The sequence below is a fragment of the Streptomyces sp. NPDC126503 genome (genome assembly GCF_040302405.1).
Taxonomy (GTDB): Bacteria; Actinomycetota; Actinomycetes; order Streptomycetales; family Streptomycetaceae; genus Streptomyces; species Streptomyces gulbargensis.
Genome location: NZ_JBEORS010000002.1, coordinates 29,784 through 45,221, shown reverse-complemented (window position 1 = coordinate 45,221; position 15,438 = coordinate 29,784). Strand labels below are relative to the sequence as shown.

The following is a 15,438-nucleotide window of genomic DNA, read 5'->3' as shown; positions in this document are numbered from 1 at the left end:
TAACCAGATTGGCTGACGCCCTCCGCGGCCCTACCGTGGACCGGCGCCCGACGCGCCAGTAGCGGTCGCGAAAGCCACTCTTTGATCGAAGCCGTGGCGTGAAAGAGTGGCACGGCGAGGTCCGCGGAGCGGACGGGAGGAGGTGGCTTGGTGAGCATTCCCGAGCCCTTGGACGATCCCTGGGCCGACAGCGGACCCAGCGACCGGCTGCCCACCCGTACCCGAGGTGAGGGCCGGGGCCGCGGTCGCGGCCGGGACGACCAGCACGAGCGTGGCGGCGACGGCCCGTGGGACGGCGGACTCGCCACCTTCGAGCGTGTTCCGCCGCAGGACCTCGACGCCGAGCAGTCCGTGCTCGGCGGCATGCTCCTGTCCAAGGACGCCATCGCGGACGTCGTGGAGATCATCAAGGGCCACGACTTCTACAAGCCCGCCCACGAGACGGTCTTCGCGGCGATCCTCGACCTCTACGCCAAGGGCGAGCCCGCCGACCCCATCACGGTCGGCGCCGAACTCACCAAGCGCGGAGAGATCAACCGCGTCGGCGGTGCCTCCTACCTGCACACCCTGGTCCAGTCCGTGCCCACCGCGGCCAACGCCGCGTACTACGCGGAGATCGTCCACGAGCGGGCCGTCCTGCGCCGCCTCGTGGAGGCCGGCACCAAGATCACGCAGATGGGGTACGCGGCCGACGGCGACGTCGACGAGATCGTGAACTCGGCCCAGGCCGAGATCTACGCCGTCACCGAGCAGCGCACCACCGAGGACTACCTGCCGCTCGGCGACATCATGGAAGGCGCGCTCGACGAGATCGAGGCGATCGGTTCGCGCAGCGGTGAGATGACCGGTGTGCCGACCGGCTTCAGCGACCTCGACGCCCTCACCAACGGTCTCCACCCCGGCCAGATGATCATCATCGCGGCGCGTCCCGCCATGGGTAAGTCCACCCTCGCGCTGGACTTCGCCCGGGCCGCGTCGATCAAGCACAATCTGCCGAGCGTCATCTTCTCGCTCGAAATGGGCCGCAACGAGATCGCGATGCGCCTGCTCTCGGCGGAGGCCCGCGTGGCGCTGCACCACATGCGCTCCGGCACGATGACCGACGAGGACTGGACGCGGCTCGCCCGCCGGATGCCGGACGTCTCGCAGGCCCCGCTCTTCATCGACGACTCGCCCAACCTGTCGATGATGGAGATCCGGGCGAAGTGCCGGCGCCTGAAGCAGCGCAACGGCCTCAAGCTCGTCATCATCGACTACCTCCAGCTGATGCAGTCCGGCGGCTCCAAGCGCGCCGAGAGCCGCCAGCAGGAGGTCTCCGACATGTCCCGTAACCTCAAGCTCCTCGCCAAGGAGCTCGAACTCCCGGTGATCGCCCTCTCCCAGCTGAACCGTGGCCCCGAGCAGCGCACCGACAAGAAGCCGATGGTCTCCGACCTGCGTGAGTCCGGTTCCATCGAGCAGGACGCCGACATGGTGATCCTGCTGCACCGCGAGGACGCGTACGAGAAGGAGTCCCCACGGGCCGGCGAGGCCGACATCATCGTCGGCAAGCACCGAAACGGACCCACGGCCACCATCACCGTCGCCTTCCAGGGCCACTACTCCCGCTTCGTGGACATGGCGCAGACCTGACGGGTGGCCGCGGGGCCCCGGACGCCCTGCTCCTCCCCACGAGCGTTGGCCGGGAGACGGCGTGGCGTGTCCGGCACGCATGCGGGACAGCGGGAAGCCGCTCAGCGCCTCGTCTCGTACCGGGTCAGGACCACACCGCCGGGAAACGTCCGCGTCTCCACCAGATTCAGGCGCACCCGGCTGTCCAGCGCGCCGAAGAACGGCGTGCCGCCGCCCACCAGCACCGGATGGGCGGCGATCAGGTACTCGTCGATCAGCCCGGCCCGCATGGCCGCCCCGGCGAGCGTCGCGCCGCCGATGTCGATCGGGCCGCCGTCCCCGGCCTTGAGCCGGGTGATCTCGGCGACCGCGTCGCCGGAGACCAGCCGGGTGTTCCAGTCGACCTCCTCGATCGTCGAGGAGAACACCACCTTCGCCATCTCCCGCCAGCGGCGCGCGAACTCGATCTCCGCGGGAGTGGCGCCGGGCCGCTGGTCACCGGTCGGCCAGTAGGAGCTCATCGTCCGCCACAGCTTGCGCCCGTACAGCGTCAGGTCGGTCGCCCGCAGCTGGTCGGACCAGAATTGGAACAGCTCGTCGCTCGGCACACTCCAGCCGATGTCGTCGCCGGGCCCGGCGATGTAGCCGTCCAGGGACAGGTTCATGCCGTAGATCAGTTTCCGCATGGCGCCAGCCTTCCGTGCGTCGGTCCCACGGGCACGGACCGGCGCGGCGCGGGAAACGCATCGGTACGCGATCCATCCCGAACGCCCGGGCCCCGCAGGACAGCCGGCGACGCATACTGATGATCATGATGTGGTCCCTCCCGTCCGAACCGAAGCGCGCGGCCCTGTCGGTGGCCGGGCGGCGCCTCTCCTTCCTCGACTTCGGCGGTCCGGGGCGTCCGCTGCTGGCGCTGCACGGGCACTTCGGGGAAGGACGCACCTTCACGCGCCTGGCCCGCGATCTGGGCGGTGCCTGGCGGGTCATCGCCCCTGACCAGCGGGGGCACGGCCGCTCCGACCGTCCTGCCGACTTCTCCCGCGCCGGGTACGTCGAGGACGCCGCCGCCGTCCTCGACCACCTGGGCACCGGCGGCGCGGTCGTCCTCGGCCACTCCCTCGGAGGCGTCAACGCCTACCAGCTCGCGGCCCGGTTCCCCGCGCTCGTGGACGCGCTGATCGTCGAGGACATCGGTGCCGTGGTCGATGACGACCTGTCCTTCAGCCTCTCCTGGCCGCGCCGCGCACCGACGCGGGCGGAGCTGCTGGAGGCGCTGGGCCCGGCGGCGGGCTACCTGCGGGACGCCGTCCGTGAGCATCCCGACGGGTGGGGGCTCGCCTTCGACCCGAAGGACATGAACGACTCGCAGCGGAGTCTCAACGGGGACCACTGGAACGACTGGCTCGCCCGCGACTGCCCGGCCCTTTTGATCCGGGGCTCTCGCAGCACGGTCCTCACCGCCGCTCACGCGAAGGACATGGCGACCCGGCGCCCCCGCACCCGCCTCGTGGAGCTTCCCGCCGGACACACCGTCCACGAGACCGTCCCGGCGGAGTTCGCCGCGGCCGTCGGGGAATTCCTCGGCACGCTGTGAGCCGGCCGGCGGACGTCCGGGGAGAGGAGGGGCGACGGCCGTGGCGGGGCCGGCTCACTCCGTGACGGGTACGCACTCCGCGAGCAGCGCGAGGATGTCGCGCCAGGAGCGCTCCGCCTGCCGGGGGTGGTAGGCGACACCCGGGCGGACGGCGTGCTCCACGGTGGGGTGGTGGAAGGCGTGTTCGGCGCCGCCGTAGACCGTGAGGCGCCAGTCGACGCCCGCGGCCTGCATCTCGGCGGCGAAGGCGTCGCGTTGGACGGGGGGCATGATCGGATCCTCGGAGCCGACGCCGGCCCAGACCGGGCAGCGGATGTGGGCCGCTTCGCCCGGGCGGCCCGTGATGAGGGCGTTGATCGTGCCGATCGCCTTGAGGTCGACACCGGCACGGCCAAGCTCGAGGAGGATGGCGCCGCCGGTGCCGTAGCCGATGCCGGCGATACGGTCGGGGTCGGTGCGGGGTTCGGCGCGCAGGACGTCGAGCGCCGCGTGGCCGATGTCCCGCATCCGGTCGGGGTCGGCCAGCAGTGGGAGGGCGTGGGCCAGCATCTCCTGGGGGTCGGTGAACCACCGACCGCCGTTGATGTCGAAGGCCAGGGCCACGTAGCCGAGTTCGGCGAGCGCGTCGGCGCGGCGGCGCTGGACGTCGTTGAGGCCGGCGCCCTCGGGCCCGAGCAGGATCGCGGGCCTGCGACCGGTGCCGGCCGGGAGCGCGAGGTGTCCGACCATCGTCAGCCCGTCGGCCGGATAGGAAACCGTGCGCGTGGTGAGCGTTGTCGTCATGTGATCGGACTGTAGGGACCGGCAGGCCCGGGCGGACCGGTCTTCACCGAGGGCGGAACCGGCGGTACGGGGCTGAACCGGCGGTACGGGGCGGAACCGGCGGTACGGGGCGAGGCCCGCTACACGGCGGTCCCGGACACCCCGGAGAACGCTCCGGTGCGGAGCGGGAAGGACGGGACATCCGCCAGGGCCCCCACTCCGCCCGGTTTCGCGTTGGATGGAGCCATGACGACTTCTTTCGAACCCCTCCTGCCCGGCACCGCGCGTGCCCTGCTGCACCGTGTGGCGGTCGCCCAGGCCGAAGGGCGGGCGCCGTCCTTCGTCGGGGCGGTGGTACGGGACGGGGCCCTCGTGTGGAGCGGTGCCCGCAGCTGTGTGGACGGGCACGCCCCGGACGCGGACACACAGTTCAGGATCGGCTCGATCACCAAGGTCTTCACCGCGGTTCTGGTCATGCGGCTGCGGGACGAGGGCCTCGTCGGCCTGGACGATCCGCTGGAGAAGCACCTCGAGATCACAGGCGTCGGTGACATGACCGTCGCCCAGCTCCTCTCGCACACCGCCGGTCTGGCCGCCGAGACGCCCGGGCCCTGGTGGGAGCGTTCGCCGGCGGAGCTGCGGCCGGCGCTCACGGACGTCCTGGGGGAGCGACCCCTGCTCCAGGCGCCGGGGCGGCGGCACCACTACTCCAACCCGGGGTACACCCTGCTCGGTTCGCTGGTCGAGGCCGTCCGGGGCGTGTCCTGGGAGGAGGCGCTGCGGAGCGAGGTCCTGGAGCCGCTCGGCATGACGCGGACGACGGTCGATCCAGTGGCTCCTCACGCCGGTGGATGGGCGGTGCACCCGTGGGCGGACGTGATGCTGCCCGAGCCGTCCGAGCACCTGGGCGTGATGGCCCCGGCCGGACAGCTCTGGTCGACGGCCGCCGATCTCGCCCGGTTCGCCGCCTTCCTCATGGCGGGCGACGAGCGGGTCCTCGCTCCTGCGACCGTGGCGGAGATGCGCGTCCCGGCGGCTCCGGCGGCGGAGGACGACCCCGACGGCGGGTACGGACTCGGTCTGCAGCTGCTGCGCAGGGACGGCCGGACGCTGATCGGCCACACGGGCTCACTGCCGGGCTTCGTCGCCTGCCTGTGGATCGGTGCCGAGGACGGCCTCGCCGGGATCGCCCTGGCGAACGCGACCTCCGGGCCGCTGCCTTCCGCCGTGGCGGCCGATCTCGTACGGATCGTGGCGGAGGCGGAGCCCCGTTTCCCGGAGCCCTGGCGCCCTCTGCCCGCGGCGGCCGTGGACCAGGAGCTGCTGGCGCTCACCGGGCCCTGGTACTGGGGGACGTACGCGTACGGCCTGCGGGTCGTCGCCGACGGAGGCGTGGTGCTCGAACCGCTGCGCGGGCCGGGACGCAGGGCGCGCTTCCGTGCCCTGCCCGAGGGCGGCTGGGTCGGTCTCAACGGCTATTACGCGGGGGAGACACTCCAAGTGGTGCGGCGGCCCGACGGCCGCGTGAGCCATCTGAACCTGGGCTCCTTCGTCTTCACCAGGGAGCCGTACGAGCCCGGCGACGCGGTCCCGGGCGGAGTGGACCCGGAGGGCTGGCGCGGGCTCTGAGCCCGTGTTTCACGTGAAACAGCGCACCGGTCGAACATCGGCGCGCTACTCAGGGCGGCAGCGACGGCAGTGGCGGCCCGAAATGTTCCTCCTGCCACTGCCGACCGCTGCCGTTCCGGCTCAGAGGCTCTTCTTGAACCCCACGTGCGAGGCCTCGAAGCCCAGCCGCTCGTAGAAACGGTGGGCGTCGGTGCGGGTGACGTCGGAGGTGAGCTGGACCAGGACGCAGCCCTGGCGCCGGGATTCCTCCACGGCCCACTCGATGAACCGGGTGCCGAGCCCGCTACCGCGCTCGTCGGCGTGCACGCGGACGCCCTCGATGATCGAGCGGGTCGCACCGCGCCGGGAAAGCCCGGGAATGATCGTCAGCTGGAGGGTGCCGACCACCTTGGCCTCGCGTACGGCCACGACGAGGTGCTGGTGGGGGTCGCCCGCCAGGCGCTCGAAGGCCGCGAGGTACGGCGAGAGGTCGTCGGGGGACTCGCGGGTCGCGCCCAGCGGGTCGTCGGCGAGCATCGCGACGATGGCCGGAAGGTCCTCCACGGTGGCGGGGCGTATCTCAAGATCGCTCATGGCCGCAGCGTACTCCGGACCGCCATCCGTCAGGCGGGAACGCCCACGCCCTCCACGACCTGGACCAAGGGGGCCAGCTCGGGGTTTCCGGCCGCCTCGTCGAGGGCCTCGCGCAGCGCCCGGTCGTTGGTGGGACGGGCCTCTTCCAGGAGCTTGAGCCCCGCCTCGGTGACATCGGTGTAGATGCCGCGCCGGTCGGTGGCGCAGAGGTAGCGGGTCAGCAGGCCGCGGTCCTCGAGCCGGGTGACGAGCCGGGTGGTGGCGCTCTGGCTGAGGACGACGGCGTCGGCCACCTGCTTCATCTGCAGATGCCCGCCGGGACCGTTGTGCTGCCGGCTCAGGACGTCGAGGAGCGAGAACTCCCGCACGCTCAGCCCGTGCCCGGCCTCCAGAGCCCGCTCGAGGTGGGACTCGATCTTGCCGTGCAGCAGCGAGAGGGCGCACCAGCGCTGGGAGAGCGCGGTGAGGGCGGGATCCGTCGCGGTCATGGTCTCTCCTCGGTCTCTCCTCGGCAGTGGAGGGGCTCAGCTCCCAGAGTAGACGATGCGGCGCAATAGTGCGCGTGTGCAAGTAAGTGGGTGCAGGAGGTCACGGAGGCCTCCACGGCTCATCCGGCCGCGACCGTCAGCGGCGCGAAGCGGCGGCGCCAGTCGCCCGGAAGATCCGGCAGGGAGCGGACCATCACCGCGTTGGAGGCGACGGAGTCGAGACCGTTCTCCTTCACCCAGCGCAGCAGGGCGGTGTGCCGCACGTCGATGTCGGTTCGCAGTGGGCGGTCGGTCGCGGCGGCGAGAGAGGCGATCAGCGCCTGCGCGGTGGCGGTGTCCCGGGCGATCAGGGGGCCGATCACATGGGTGTCCATGTTGGGCCAGGCCGTCGCGAAGCCGGTGATCCGGCCGTCCTCCTCCGCGACCCGGAGATGATCGGCGAAGGCGGGGAGCCGGGTGATGACCGGGGTCCGGTCGAGACCGAAGATCTCGTGGTCCAGGCGCAGGATCGCCTGGAGATCCTCGGCGGTGGCCGGGCGGACCGCGACCTCGGGGGCGGGCGCGGCGAAGGTGAACCGGCCTCGCACCATGTCCGCCCGGCTCGTCTCGGTGAACCCGAGCTGCTCGTAGAGCGGCTGTCCGTTCGGGGTGGCGTGGAGGGTGAGCGGAGTCTCCCCCGCCTCTGCCAGGAGGTGTCGCATCATGCGGCGGCCCACACCCTGACGGGCGTACGGCTCGGAGACGAGCACCATGCCGATGGCGGCCAGGCCGGGGCCGTACGAGGTGAGCACGGAGCAGGCCAGGAGCCCCGCCCCGGCGGGGTCGTCGATGCCGTACCCCGTGCCGGCGGTCAGCAGCAGCCCCCACTTGTGCTCCTCGCGCGGCCAGCCCCGGTTCGCGGCCAGGTCGGCGCAGGCGGGAAGGTCTTCCAGGGCGAGGCGGCGGACGGGGAGCTGGGCGAGCGGCACGGCGGGAATCGGCATGGCGCCCAGGCTGTCCGACGCGTTGATCTTCCGTCCACCCCTTTACGGGATTCGTGTCGGGCCCTCCCGGAGGTCACAGGACGGGCGCATTGCCTCCTCCGTCTCCTGCCCGGACGATGTTTCACGTGAAACTGCACTTGTTCGACCTGGACGGCACACTGATCCGAGGCTCCGCGGCGGCCGTGGAGATCTCGCGGCAGCTGAATCTCTCCGAGGAGATCGCGGCCTTGGAGAAAGGGTTCCTGGGAGGCCTCGCCCCCGACGAGTTCGCCGTCCGGGCCCATGCGCTCTGGGCCGAACTCACCCCCGAGAAGGTCACTGCGGCCTTCGACGGCGCGCCCTGGCTGGACGGCATCCGTGAGGTCTGGTCGGACATCCGCGAGCGGGGCGAGCGGTCCGCCGTCATCTCCCTCTCCCCGGACTTCTTCGTCGAGCGCCTGCGCGACTGGGGCGCCGACACGACCCACGGCTCGGCCTGGCCCGCCGTGCCGTTCACCGCGCCGATCCACCGCCCCGGCATCCTCAATGCCGCCGCCAAGGTCCGGATCGCACGGGAACTGTGCGCCCGGTACGGAGTCGGGCTCGAGGACTGCGCGGCGTACGGGGATTCCATGTCCGACGCCGCTCTCTTCGCCGCCGTCCCGCACACCGTGGCCGTGAACGCCGACCGCCATCTGGCCGGACTGTCCCGCCACACCTACACGGGCGGTGACCTCCGGGAGGCCTACGCGCTGATCCGAAACGGCGGAGCTTAACCGGAAACCCGGCCCTATGGGCCGAGAACAGTGCTTTCCGTCCGTACGAGAGACCGCGCCCCACATGCTGCGATCAAGGAATCCGGCTGCGCGAGGCGAGGCACATGATGAATGCTCCGGCCACCCCGACGGCGGTGGAGGCCCGAATAGCGAAGGCTCCCCGGGCGGAGGGCGGCCCGGCGGCGGTCCCTCCCGGGACGGTGGACACCTCCCGCCCCGGGGGCTCCTTCCGTCCGGCGGCCACCCCCGGGCCGCCCGAGGCCCCCGGCACACCCGCGCCGCCGTCCCGCGACGCGGTGCTCGTCCGCCGCACCCTGACGGAGATCGAACCGATCGCCGACCGGGTGACCTCGTACTTCTACGCGCTGCTGTTCCTGCGCCGTCCCGAGTTGCGGGACATGTTCCCCCCGGCCATGGACGCCCAGCGGGACCGGCTCCTCGCGGCGCTTCTGAAGGCGGCCGGATATCTGGACGACGTGCCGGCCCTCACCGCGTACCTCACGGATCTCGGCAAGGGGCACCGCAAGTACGGCACCCGGGCCGACCAGTACCCGGCCGTCGGCGAGGCGCTGACCGGCGCGCTCGCCCGGTACGCCACGGCCAGCTGGGACGCGGAGACCGAGGCGGCCTGGGGCCGCGCGTACGCGACGATCTCCGGGATCATGATCGACGCGGCGGCGGAGGACGAGAGGACGGCGCCCGCTTGGTGGCAGGCGGAGGTGGTCTCCCATGACCTGCGGACTCCGGACGTCGCCGTGATCACCCTCCATCCCGACCAGCCGTACCCCTTCCTCGCGGGCCAGTACACGACACTGGACACGCCGTGGTGGCCGCGGACCTGGCGCCCGTACTCCTTCGCCTCCGCGCCCCGCCCGGACGGTCTGCTCTCCCTGCACGTGAAGGCCGTCCCGGCCGGGTGGGTCTCCCAGGCGCTGGTGCACCGGGCCCGGCCCGGTGACGTCCTGCGGCTCGGTCCGCCGACGGGTGCGATGACGGTCGACCACGCCACCGACAGCGGACTGCTCTGCCTCGGCGGCGGAACGGGCATCGCCCCGATCAAGGCCCTCGTCGAGGACCTCGCCGAACACGGGAACCGCCGCCCGGTCGACGTCTTCTACGGGGCCCGCCACGGGCACGATCTCTACGAGCTGGACGCGCTGGCGCGACTGCAGAAGACCTTCCCCTGGCTCTCGGTGCACCCCGTCACCGGGGAGCGGGGCCGGCTCCCCGAGGCCGTGCGGAGCGCCGGACCCTGGCAGGAGCGTGACGCCTATCTCTCCGGCCCGCTGGGAATGGTGCGGCGGGGCGTCGACGTGCTGCGCGGAGCGGGCGTGGACGCGGAGCGGATCCGCCACGACTTCCCCGCGGAGCTGGCCCCGGCGGACGCGGCTCAGCCCAGGTCGGGGGCGTGCATGGCGCGGACACCCTCGATGTTGCCGTCCAGGTAGTGACGCAGGGAGAGCGGGACGAGGTGCACGGCGGCGATCCCGACCCGGCTGAAGGGGATGCGGACGATCTCGTACTCGCCGACCGGCTCCTCGACCTCCGGACCGTGCCGGAGGGCCGGATCCATGGACTCCAGCCGGCAGACGAAGAAGTGCTGGACCTTCACTCCGGAGACGCCGCCGTCCTCGATGTGCTCGACGGTGTCGACGAAACAGGGGACCACATCGGTGATCTTGGCGCCGAGTTCCTCGTACACCTCGCGGTGCAGGGCCGCGACGACGGTGCTGTCGGAGGGCTCCACGCCGCCGCCGGGGGTGACCCAGTACGGATCCATCCCCGGCTTCGTGCGCTTGATGAGGACGAGGTCGTCCCCGTCGAGCAGGATGGCGCGTGCGGTGCGCTTGACCACGGGCCGTTCGGTCATGGGAAGAAAATGGCCCGTTCCCGGTGTCCTGAAACGCGCCGGGCTCCGTGGGAGTCACCAGGATCCGGCGGCCCCCAGCAGTTCCTCGTGCGCCCGCGCCAGATGCGCGAGGGCGAGCGTGCCGGTCCTGGCGACCAGGAAGTACGTGCGCAGGGGCGGCACCGGCGGTTCGAGGAGCGCCACGAGCCGCCCGGCCTCCACCGCCTCCTCGCACAGATAGCGCGGCAGCACCGCGAGGCCCGCGCCCGCGGCGGCCGAATCCCGTACGGCCCGCAGATCGGGGGCGATCACGGTCGCGGCGGCGGCCGGCTTGGACTCGAAGACGGCGGCCCAGTAGCGGGAGACGAACGGCAGCGACTCGTGGACCTCCACCACCGGGAGCTGCTCCAGGACCACGGCCCCCCTGCGGAGCAGCACGTCGGGGGAGAGCCGGGCCGCCCAGCGCGGTGCGGCGACCAGGACGTGTTCCTCGTCGCAGAGCGCGGTGGCGGTGAGCAGTCCGCCGCGCGGGCGGGCGGTGGCGACGGCCAGGTCGTGGTGACCGGCGGCGAGGCCGTCGAGGATGTCCTCGGTGTCCTCGAGGAAGGAGGCGCGGACGGCGAGCCCCTGGGAGACGAGCGGGGTCAGCGCGGGCAGCACCCGCAGTGCGGTGAACTCGGGCGGCCCCGCGACGTGCAGGGTGCGCAGTCCGCCCTCCTCGCCCGGCCCGGTCTCTGCGATCTCGACCAGGGCGTCCAGATGCGGGGCGGCACGGTGGGCCAGCTCGTCCCCGAGGGTGGTCGGGGTGACCCCACGGGCCCGCCGGAGGAAGAGAGGTCGGCCCAGCTGGCGTTCCAGTGTGCGGATCTGGCTGGTGACGGCCGGCTGGGAGAGCCCGAGGAGGGCGGCGGCGCGCGTGAAGGAACCGGCCCGGTGCACCGTGAGGAAGGTGCGCAGCAGGGCCAGATCCATGTCCGCCCCCTCCCGGCCGTGCGGCCGTTCGACTCAGGCGGCCGGCTGACGGCGCCTCAGGACCGTCCAACTATAAATAAGTCGATAGGTTCCTGTCGCTACCGTGATTGGACACTGACGCTCGGTCAACTAGCCTTGTTCAGGCGGTCTCCGCGCGTGGAACCGGCGGCGTTCCGAGCCACGAGGGGGGAGGCTCGGAACGCCGCCGTTCCGCACGCGCACGGCCGGCCCGCCGGTTCCACGGGCCTCCCGTCAGCCCGCGGACCCCGCCGCGTCGAGGGCCCGGAGCACGTCGTCGATCAGGTCCTCGGTGTCCTCGGCGCCCACGGAGAAGCGGATGAATCCCTCAGGGACCGCGTCCCCGCCCCAGCGCCCGCGCCGCTCCGCCGTCGAGCGGACCCCGCCGAAGCTGGTCGCGTCGTCCACGAGGCGCAGCTCCTCCAGGAAGCGTTCGGCGTGCCCGCGGTCCGCGAGCTCGAAGGAGACGACCGGTCCGAAGCGCCGCATCTGCCGGGCGGCAACCGCGTGCGACGGGTCGCCGGGCAGCCCCGGGTAGCGCAGGCCCGTCACGTCGGCCCGCGTGGAGAGGGCCCGCGCGAGCGCCAGGGCCGTGCCGCACTGCCGGTCGATCCGCAGGTGGAGCGTGGCGAGCGAGCGGTGGGCGAGCCAGGCCTCCATGGGCCCAGGGATCGCTCCGACGATCTTGCGCCAGCGCCGGACCTCGGCGGCCCGCCGGGGGTCGCGGCAGCTCACATGGCCGAGGAGGATGTCGCCGTGGCCCGTCATGCCCTTGGTGTCACTGGCGACCGAGAAGTCCGCGCCGAGTTCGAGGGGGCGCTGGCCGAGCGGAGTCGCGAGCGTGTTGTCGACGGCGACGAGCGCGCCGGCGGCATGGGCAGCGGCCACCAGGCGGCGGATGTCGCAGACGTCGAGGCCCGGGTTGGACGGACTCTCGATCCACAGCAGCCGCGCGCCGTCGAGCAGCCCGAGCTGGGCGTCCCCGCCGGTCGGCGCGGTCCGGACCTCGATGCCGAACGCGCGCAGCTGCTCATGGACCAGCGGCAGCGCCTGGTAACCGTCGGAGGGCAGCACCACGGCGTCCCCGCCGGTGAGCTGGGAGAACAGGACGGCCGAGATCGCGGCCATGCCGGAGGCGAAGACCAGTGTCTCCACGTCCGGCTCCCCCGGGGCCTCCAGTTCACCGATCGCGCGCTCGAGGTGGGTCCAGGTGGGGTTCTCGTCACGGCCGTAGGTGTACGGGCCGGTCGGCTCGCCCGGCAGGTGGAAGTGGGCGGCGAAGACGGGGCCCGGCAGGGTCGGCTCGTACTTCACGGGCTCGGGCAGTCCGGCGCGCACGGCCCGGGTGCCGTCGCCCCACGGACGTGCCGGCGCCGGGGCCGGCCCGGTGGCGTCCTGCCCGGGGGCGTGTCCCTGTCCGGTCACGGCGTGAGCTCCTTCAGTTCGGCGTCGACGGCCGCGAGGAGCCCCCGGCCCGCGGCCTCCACCATCTCCAGGCACCGCTCGAAGCCCTCGCGGTCGCCGTAGTACGGGTCGGGGACGTCGAGGTCTGCGATGGCGGTGGCGGCCGGGTCGTACGAGCGCAGCAGCCGTATCCTGTCCGCCTCCTCGGGCGTGCGGGCGAGGCGCCGGAGTTCGCGGAGGTGCCCTTCGTCCAGCGCGATCACCAGGTCGAGGGCGGAGAACCAGGAGGGCCGGAAGCGGCGGGCCGTGTGCGCGGAGGTGTAGCCGTGCGCGGTGAGGACGGAGACGGTACGGGGGTCGGCCGGGTCGCCCTCGTGCCAGCCACCCGTGCCGGCGCTGTCCACCTCCACCAGCGCGCCGAGACCGGCCTCCTCCAGCCGGCGGCGGAAGACGTGCTCGGCCATGGGCGAGCGGCAGATGTTGCCCGTGCAGACGAAGCAGACGCGGTAGGTCATGGCCGGGGCTCAGTCGCGGTCGGGCAGGACGACGTTGAGCGCCCAGGAGACGACGGAGATGATCAGGCCGCCGAGGACGGCGGTCCAGAAGCCCTCGACGTGGAAGCTGAGGTCGAGCTTGTCCGCGAGCCAGGAGGTCAGCAGCAGCATCAGGGCGTTGATCACCAGGGTGATCAGCCCGAGCGTGAGGATGAACAGCGGAAGCGTCAGCAGCTTCACGACCGGCTTCACCAAGAAGTTCACCAGGCCGAAAACCAGCGCCACGAGGATGAGCGTCAGGGCCTTCTTGCCGGTGCTCTCACCGGTCAGGGTGATGTCCTGGAGGAGCCAGATGGCGACTCCCAGGGCGCCCGCGTTCGCGAGCGTCTTGACTACGAAATTCATCATGTGTCTGATCGTGGCAGACAAGATCGGGCCGAGGGCAGGGGCGGACGGGCGATGAAGGCATTCCGGCTGGACGAGCTGGAGGTGGAGCGTGCCGCGAACGAGGGCGCCTATCTCCAGTTCCTGCGGGAGCGGAACATGTCGGTGGGCCTCTACGCGCTGGACGCCGGGGCACTGGACCCGCAGCAGCCGCACGGCCAGGACGAGGTGTACTTCGTGGTGAGCGGCCGGGCGGCGATCACCGTCGGGACGGAGACGACGCAGGTGGCCCGGGGCAGCGTGGTGTACGTGCCGGCCGGCGTGCCGCACAAGTTCCACCACATCAGCGAGGACCTGCGCGTCCTGGTGGTCTTCTCCCCGCCGGAGAGCTGATCCGGCCCCTTCGGACGATCCACCCCCTAGGGGGCGGATCAGGGGAGAGCGGGGGGAACGACGCCCCCGGGCCGCGCCTCGCGCACCTAGCCTTGAGACGTCCGGTGCGGGAATGTGCCTGACGGTTCGTTCGCGAGCGAGGGAGAGGGACGATGGCGGTACGGGAGATTCTCGCGGGGATGCCCTGGTGGGTGAAGTGGGTGGCGATACCCGCCCTGGCCCTGCTCGTTTTCGGCGGGCTCCTCACCACGGTGCTGGCCTTCGTGATCGGCCTGCTGTTCAAGGTGCTGCTCTTCGTGGCCTTGGTCGCCGGACTGATCTACGTCGTACGGAAGTTCACGTCGCCGTCCCGGTCGCGCGAGGACTGGTAGTGCGGGCTACTGACCAGTATGAAGAAGGCGCAGGTCGTTAGCCCGCGCGAGGGAACGCGCCGGTCGAAACAGGGTGAGCGCCCTGGACCTGCCATTAAGGTGGCAGTCCTCCGCCGTGTTGGGAACCACAGGCGTAGGCCCCCGTACTGACCAGCGGTTTCCGGCTTGTCCCCCACGGGCCCGCGACCGGGCCCGCAGGGGTTCCCAGGTACGGCGGTCGCGCGGGGGCGGCCCCCGCGAGCGGGTGCACCGCACCCGTTGTCACGCCTGGGGGTGACCTTTGGCCACGGCTACGCAGACGGCTGCGCCAACCCTGATCGGTTCGGTGCAGCGGGCTCTGAGACTCCTGGAGGCCGTCGCCTCCCACGCGGACGGTGCTCCCGCCAAGCAGCTGGCCCGCGAGACGGGAATCCCGCTGCCCACCACGTACCACCTGCTCCGCACCCTGACGCACGAGGGCTATCTGCTCCGCGAGAAGGGCCTGTTCCTCCTGGGCGAGGCCGCCGGGCGGCTGGCTCGCGGCGGAGCTGTGCAGAATCGTCGCATCAAGATCGAAGACTCCCTTGCCCGCTGGCGGGACGAGATCGGTGTGCCGGTCTACTTCGCGCTCTACCGCGACGGCGAGATCGAACTCGTCTCCGTCGCCGACACTCCGTCCTCCCCCGCCGTGGAGGAGTGGGCCGATTTCCGCGAGACCGCGCACGCCCACGCGATCGGGCAATGTCTGCTGAGCCAACTCGATCTGAAGTCTCGTCAAGACCACCTCGACCGCCATCCCGTGGCGGCGATGACGCCGTATACGCTCTGTAACCGGCAGGCCCTTTTGGAGCGTTTGGCCGGTTTGGGGCGGATGGAGCCGGTGGTGGAACGGCAGGAATATGCGCTCGGCACGGTATGCGCCGCCATCCCCATCACGGTGGGTTCCACGGCGGCCGCGCTCGGGGTTTCCGTACCGCTTCACCAGGAAGAACGACTACTCCCAGCCATTGAACGGCTACGCAGTGAGGTCGGAAGGCTGTTCAGCTCGCTCGCTTTCTCTATCAGTATCTGAAAAATCACTCCTTGTGATCCGCTAGCGCGTACAGCACGATTGCGTCAAGAGGGCCACGAGGGATCATTCCTGGCCGTTTCGGTCACAGCTTTCAGCAGCTGTGT

18 protein-coding genes are annotated in these 15,438 nt (G+C 71.6%); 8 read left to right on the top strand and 10 right to left on the bottom strand.

The window, feature by feature from the left end; genetic code table 11:
* The first annotated feature begins 150 nt into the window (after positions 1 to 150).
* Entirely contained in the window at positions 151 to 1,632 is a 1,482-nt protein-coding gene (dnaB, locus tag ABTY40_RS02995; protein WP_345280421.1) for a replicative DNA helicase, read from the top strand.
* Positions 1,633 to 1,733: 101 nt separating this feature from the next.
* Here the strand turns inward: dnaB and ABTY40_RS02990 are convergent, their stop codons facing one another.
* Positions 1,734 to 2,297, bottom strand: coding sequence for a dihydrofolate reductase family protein (locus tag ABTY40_RS02990; protein WP_352057891.1), 564 nt, complete (start codon positions 2,295 to 2,297; stop codon positions 1,734 to 1,736).
* Positions 2,298 to 2,422: 125 nt separating this feature from the next.
* Between ABTY40_RS02990 and ABTY40_RS02985 the strand changes: the two genes are divergently transcribed.
* Positions 2,423 to 3,208, top strand: coding sequence for an alpha/beta fold hydrolase (locus tag ABTY40_RS02985; protein WP_352057890.1), 786 nt, complete (start codon positions 2,423 to 2,425; stop codon positions 3,206 to 3,208).
* A gap of 54 nt (positions 3,209 to 3,262) precedes the next feature.
* On the opposite strand, the gene ABTY40_RS02980 is transcribed toward ABTY40_RS02985, so the two are convergent.
* Positions 3,263 to 3,991 carry a dienelactone hydrolase family protein gene (locus ABTY40_RS02980; protein WP_352057889.1) on the bottom strand — a complete coding sequence of 243 codons (729 nt, stop codon included), beginning with the start codon at positions 3,989 to 3,991 and terminating at the stop codon, positions 3,263 to 3,265.
* A gap of 225 nt (positions 3,992 to 4,216) precedes the next feature.
* On the opposite strand from ABTY40_RS02980, the gene ABTY40_RS02975 reads away from it, so the two are divergent.
* Positions 4,217 to 5,599: a serine hydrolase domain-containing protein gene (locus ABTY40_RS02975; protein ID WP_352057888.1), complete on the top strand. Its 1,383-nt coding sequence runs from the start codon at positions 4,217 to 4,219 to the stop codon at positions 5,597 to 5,599.
* Positions 5,600 to 5,719: 120 nt separating this feature from the next.
* On the opposite strand, the gene ABTY40_RS02970 is transcribed toward ABTY40_RS02975, so the two are convergent.
* The 3 genes from ABTY40_RS02970 to ABTY40_RS02960 form a co-directional block, all read right to left on the bottom strand.
* Positions 5,720 to 6,172 (bottom strand): GNAT family N-acetyltransferase, encoded by a 453-nt coding sequence (locus ABTY40_RS02970; protein WP_352057887.1) that lies wholly within the window; start codon positions 6,170 to 6,172, stop codon positions 5,720 to 5,722.
* Between the two features lie 29 nt (positions 6,173 to 6,201).
* Positions 6,202 to 6,660: a MarR family winged helix-turn-helix transcriptional regulator gene (locus tag ABTY40_RS02965; protein WP_345280449.1), complete on the bottom strand. Its 459-nt coding sequence runs from the start codon at positions 6,658 to 6,660 to the stop codon at positions 6,202 to 6,204.
* Between the two features lie 119 nt (positions 6,661 to 6,779).
* Positions 6,780 to 7,643, bottom strand: coding sequence for a GNAT family N-acetyltransferase (locus ABTY40_RS02960; RefSeq protein WP_352057886.1), 864 nt, complete (start codon positions 7,641 to 7,643; stop codon positions 6,780 to 6,782).
* A gap of 116 nt (positions 7,644 to 7,759) precedes the next feature.
* On the opposite strand from ABTY40_RS02960, the gene ABTY40_RS02955 reads away from it, so the two are divergent.
* Positions 7,760 to 8,398, top strand: a complete 639-nt coding sequence (locus ABTY40_RS02955; RefSeq protein WP_352057885.1) for an HAD family hydrolase — start codon at positions 7,760 to 7,762, stop codon at positions 8,396 to 8,398.
* 104 nt (positions 8,399 to 8,502) lie between these two features.
* Positions 8,503 to 9,846, top strand: a complete 1,344-nt coding sequence (locus tag ABTY40_RS02950; protein WP_352057884.1) for a globin domain-containing protein — start codon at positions 8,503 to 8,505, stop codon at positions 9,844 to 9,846.
* Here the strand turns inward: ABTY40_RS02950 and ABTY40_RS02945 are convergent.
* The 5 genes from ABTY40_RS02945 to ABTY40_RS02925 all read right to left on the bottom strand — a co-directional run bounded on the left by ABTY40_RS02945 (position 9,789) and on the right by ABTY40_RS02925 (position 13,543).
* A complete protein-coding gene (locus ABTY40_RS02945; RefSeq protein ID WP_352057883.1) occupies positions 9,789 to 10,268 on the bottom strand; it encodes an NUDIX domain-containing protein in 480 nt (159 codons plus the stop codon). The two genes, ABTY40_RS02950 and ABTY40_RS02945, sit on opposite strands and share 58 nt — an antisense overlap.
* 54 nt (positions 10,269 to 10,322) lie before the next feature.
* The gene (locus ABTY40_RS02940) at positions 10,323 to 11,219 is read right to left on the bottom strand and encodes a LysR family transcriptional regulator (RefSeq protein WP_352057882.1); all 897 of its coding nucleotides are present in this window, start codon (positions 11,217 to 11,219) and stop codon (positions 10,323 to 10,325) included.
* A 252-nt stretch (positions 11,220 to 11,471) separates the two neighbouring features.
* Positions 11,472 to 12,662: a cystathionine gamma-lyase gene (locus tag ABTY40_RS02935; RefSeq protein ID WP_352057881.1), complete on the bottom strand. Its 1,191-nt coding sequence runs from the start codon at positions 12,660 to 12,662 to the stop codon at positions 11,472 to 11,474.
* The gene (locus tag ABTY40_RS02930) at positions 12,659 to 13,156 is read right to left on the bottom strand and encodes a low molecular weight protein-tyrosine-phosphatase (RefSeq protein ID WP_352057880.1); all 498 of its coding nucleotides are present in this window, start codon (positions 13,154 to 13,156) and stop codon (positions 12,659 to 12,661) included. Before ABTY40_RS02930 ends, ABTY40_RS02935 begins: the two co-directional genes overlap by 4 nt.
* A 9-nt stretch (positions 13,157 to 13,165) precedes the next feature.
* Entirely contained in the window at positions 13,166 to 13,543 is a 378-nt protein-coding gene (locus ABTY40_RS02925; RefSeq protein ID WP_309055141.1) for a phage holin family protein, read from the bottom strand.
* 51 nt (positions 13,544 to 13,594) lie between these two features.
* Between ABTY40_RS02925 and ABTY40_RS02920 the strand changes: the two genes are divergently transcribed.
* The 3 genes from ABTY40_RS02920 (at position 13,595) to ABTY40_RS02910 (ending at position 15,334) form a co-directional block, all read left to right on the top strand.
* Positions 13,595 to 13,912, top strand: a complete 318-nt coding sequence (locus tag ABTY40_RS02920; RefSeq protein ID WP_352057879.1) for a cupin domain-containing protein — start codon at positions 13,595 to 13,597, stop codon at positions 13,910 to 13,912.
* A 152-nt stretch (positions 13,913 to 14,064) separates the two neighbouring features.
* Positions 14,065 to 14,283 (top strand): DUF5326 family protein, encoded by a 219-nt coding sequence (locus tag ABTY40_RS02915; RefSeq protein WP_352057878.1) that lies wholly within the window; start codon positions 14,065 to 14,067, stop codon positions 14,281 to 14,283.
* Between the two features lie 280 nt (positions 14,284 to 14,563).
* Positions 14,564 to 15,334 carry an IclR family transcriptional regulator gene (locus ABTY40_RS02910; RefSeq protein ID WP_352057877.1) on the top strand — a complete coding sequence of 257 codons (771 nt, stop codon included), beginning with the start codon at positions 14,564 to 14,566 and terminating at the stop codon, positions 15,332 to 15,334.
* Positions 15,335 to 15,438: the final 104 nt, after the last annotated feature.

Coding starts and splice junctions, on each gene's coding strand:
- ABTY40_RS02930 (WP_352057880.1), bottom strand. CDS start 13,156: ATGACCTACCGCGTCTGCTTCGTCTGCACGGGCAACATCTGCCGCTCG.
- ABTY40_RS02920 (WP_352057879.1), top strand. CDS start 13,595: ATGAAGGCATTCCGGCTGGACGAGCTGGAGGTGGAGCGTGCCGCGAAC.
- ABTY40_RS02985 (WP_352057890.1), top strand. CDS start 2,423: ATGATGTGGTCCCTCCCGTCCGAACCGAAGCGCGCGGCCCTGTCGGTG.
- ABTY40_RS02940 (WP_352057882.1), bottom strand. CDS start 11,219: ATGGATCTGGCCCTGCTGCGCACCTTCCTCACGGTGCACCGGGCCGGT.
- ABTY40_RS02950 (WP_352057884.1), top strand. CDS start 8,503: ATGATGAATGCTCCGGCCACCCCGACGGCGGTGGAGGCCCGAATAGCG.
- ABTY40_RS02915 (WP_352057878.1), top strand. CDS start 14,065: ATGGCGGTACGGGAGATTCTCGCGGGGATGCCCTGGTGGGTGAAGTGG.
- ABTY40_RS02965 (WP_345280449.1), bottom strand. CDS start 6,660: ATGACCGCGACGGATCCCGCCCTCACCGCGCTCTCCCAGCGCTGGTGC.
- ABTY40_RS02945 (WP_352057883.1), bottom strand. CDS start 10,268: ATGACCGAACGGCCCGTGGTCAAGCGCACCGCACGCGCCATCCTGCTC.
- ABTY40_RS02960 (WP_352057886.1), bottom strand. CDS start 7,643: ATGCCGATTCCCGCCGTGCCGCTCGCCCAGCTCCCCGTCCGCCGCCTC.
- ABTY40_RS02990 (WP_352057891.1), bottom strand. CDS start 2,297: ATGCGGAAACTGATCTACGGCATGAACCTGTCCCTGGACGGCTACATC.
- ABTY40_RS02955 (WP_352057885.1), top strand. CDS start 7,760: ATGTTTCACGTGAAACTGCACTTGTTCGACCTGGACGGCACACTGATC.
- ABTY40_RS02925 (WP_309055141.1), bottom strand. CDS start 13,543: ATGATGAATTTCGTAGTCAAGACGCTCGCGAACGCGGGCGCCCTGGGA.
- ABTY40_RS02975 (WP_352057888.1), top strand. CDS start 4,217: ATGACGACTTCTTTCGAACCCCTCCTGCCCGGCACCGCGCGTGCCCTG.
- ABTY40_RS02970 (WP_352057887.1), bottom strand. CDS start 6,172: ATGAGCGATCTTGAGATACGCCCCGCCACCGTGGAGGACCTTCCGGCC.
- ABTY40_RS02980 (WP_352057889.1), bottom strand. CDS start 3,991: ATGACGACAACGCTCACCACGCGCACGGTTTCCTATCCGGCCGACGGG.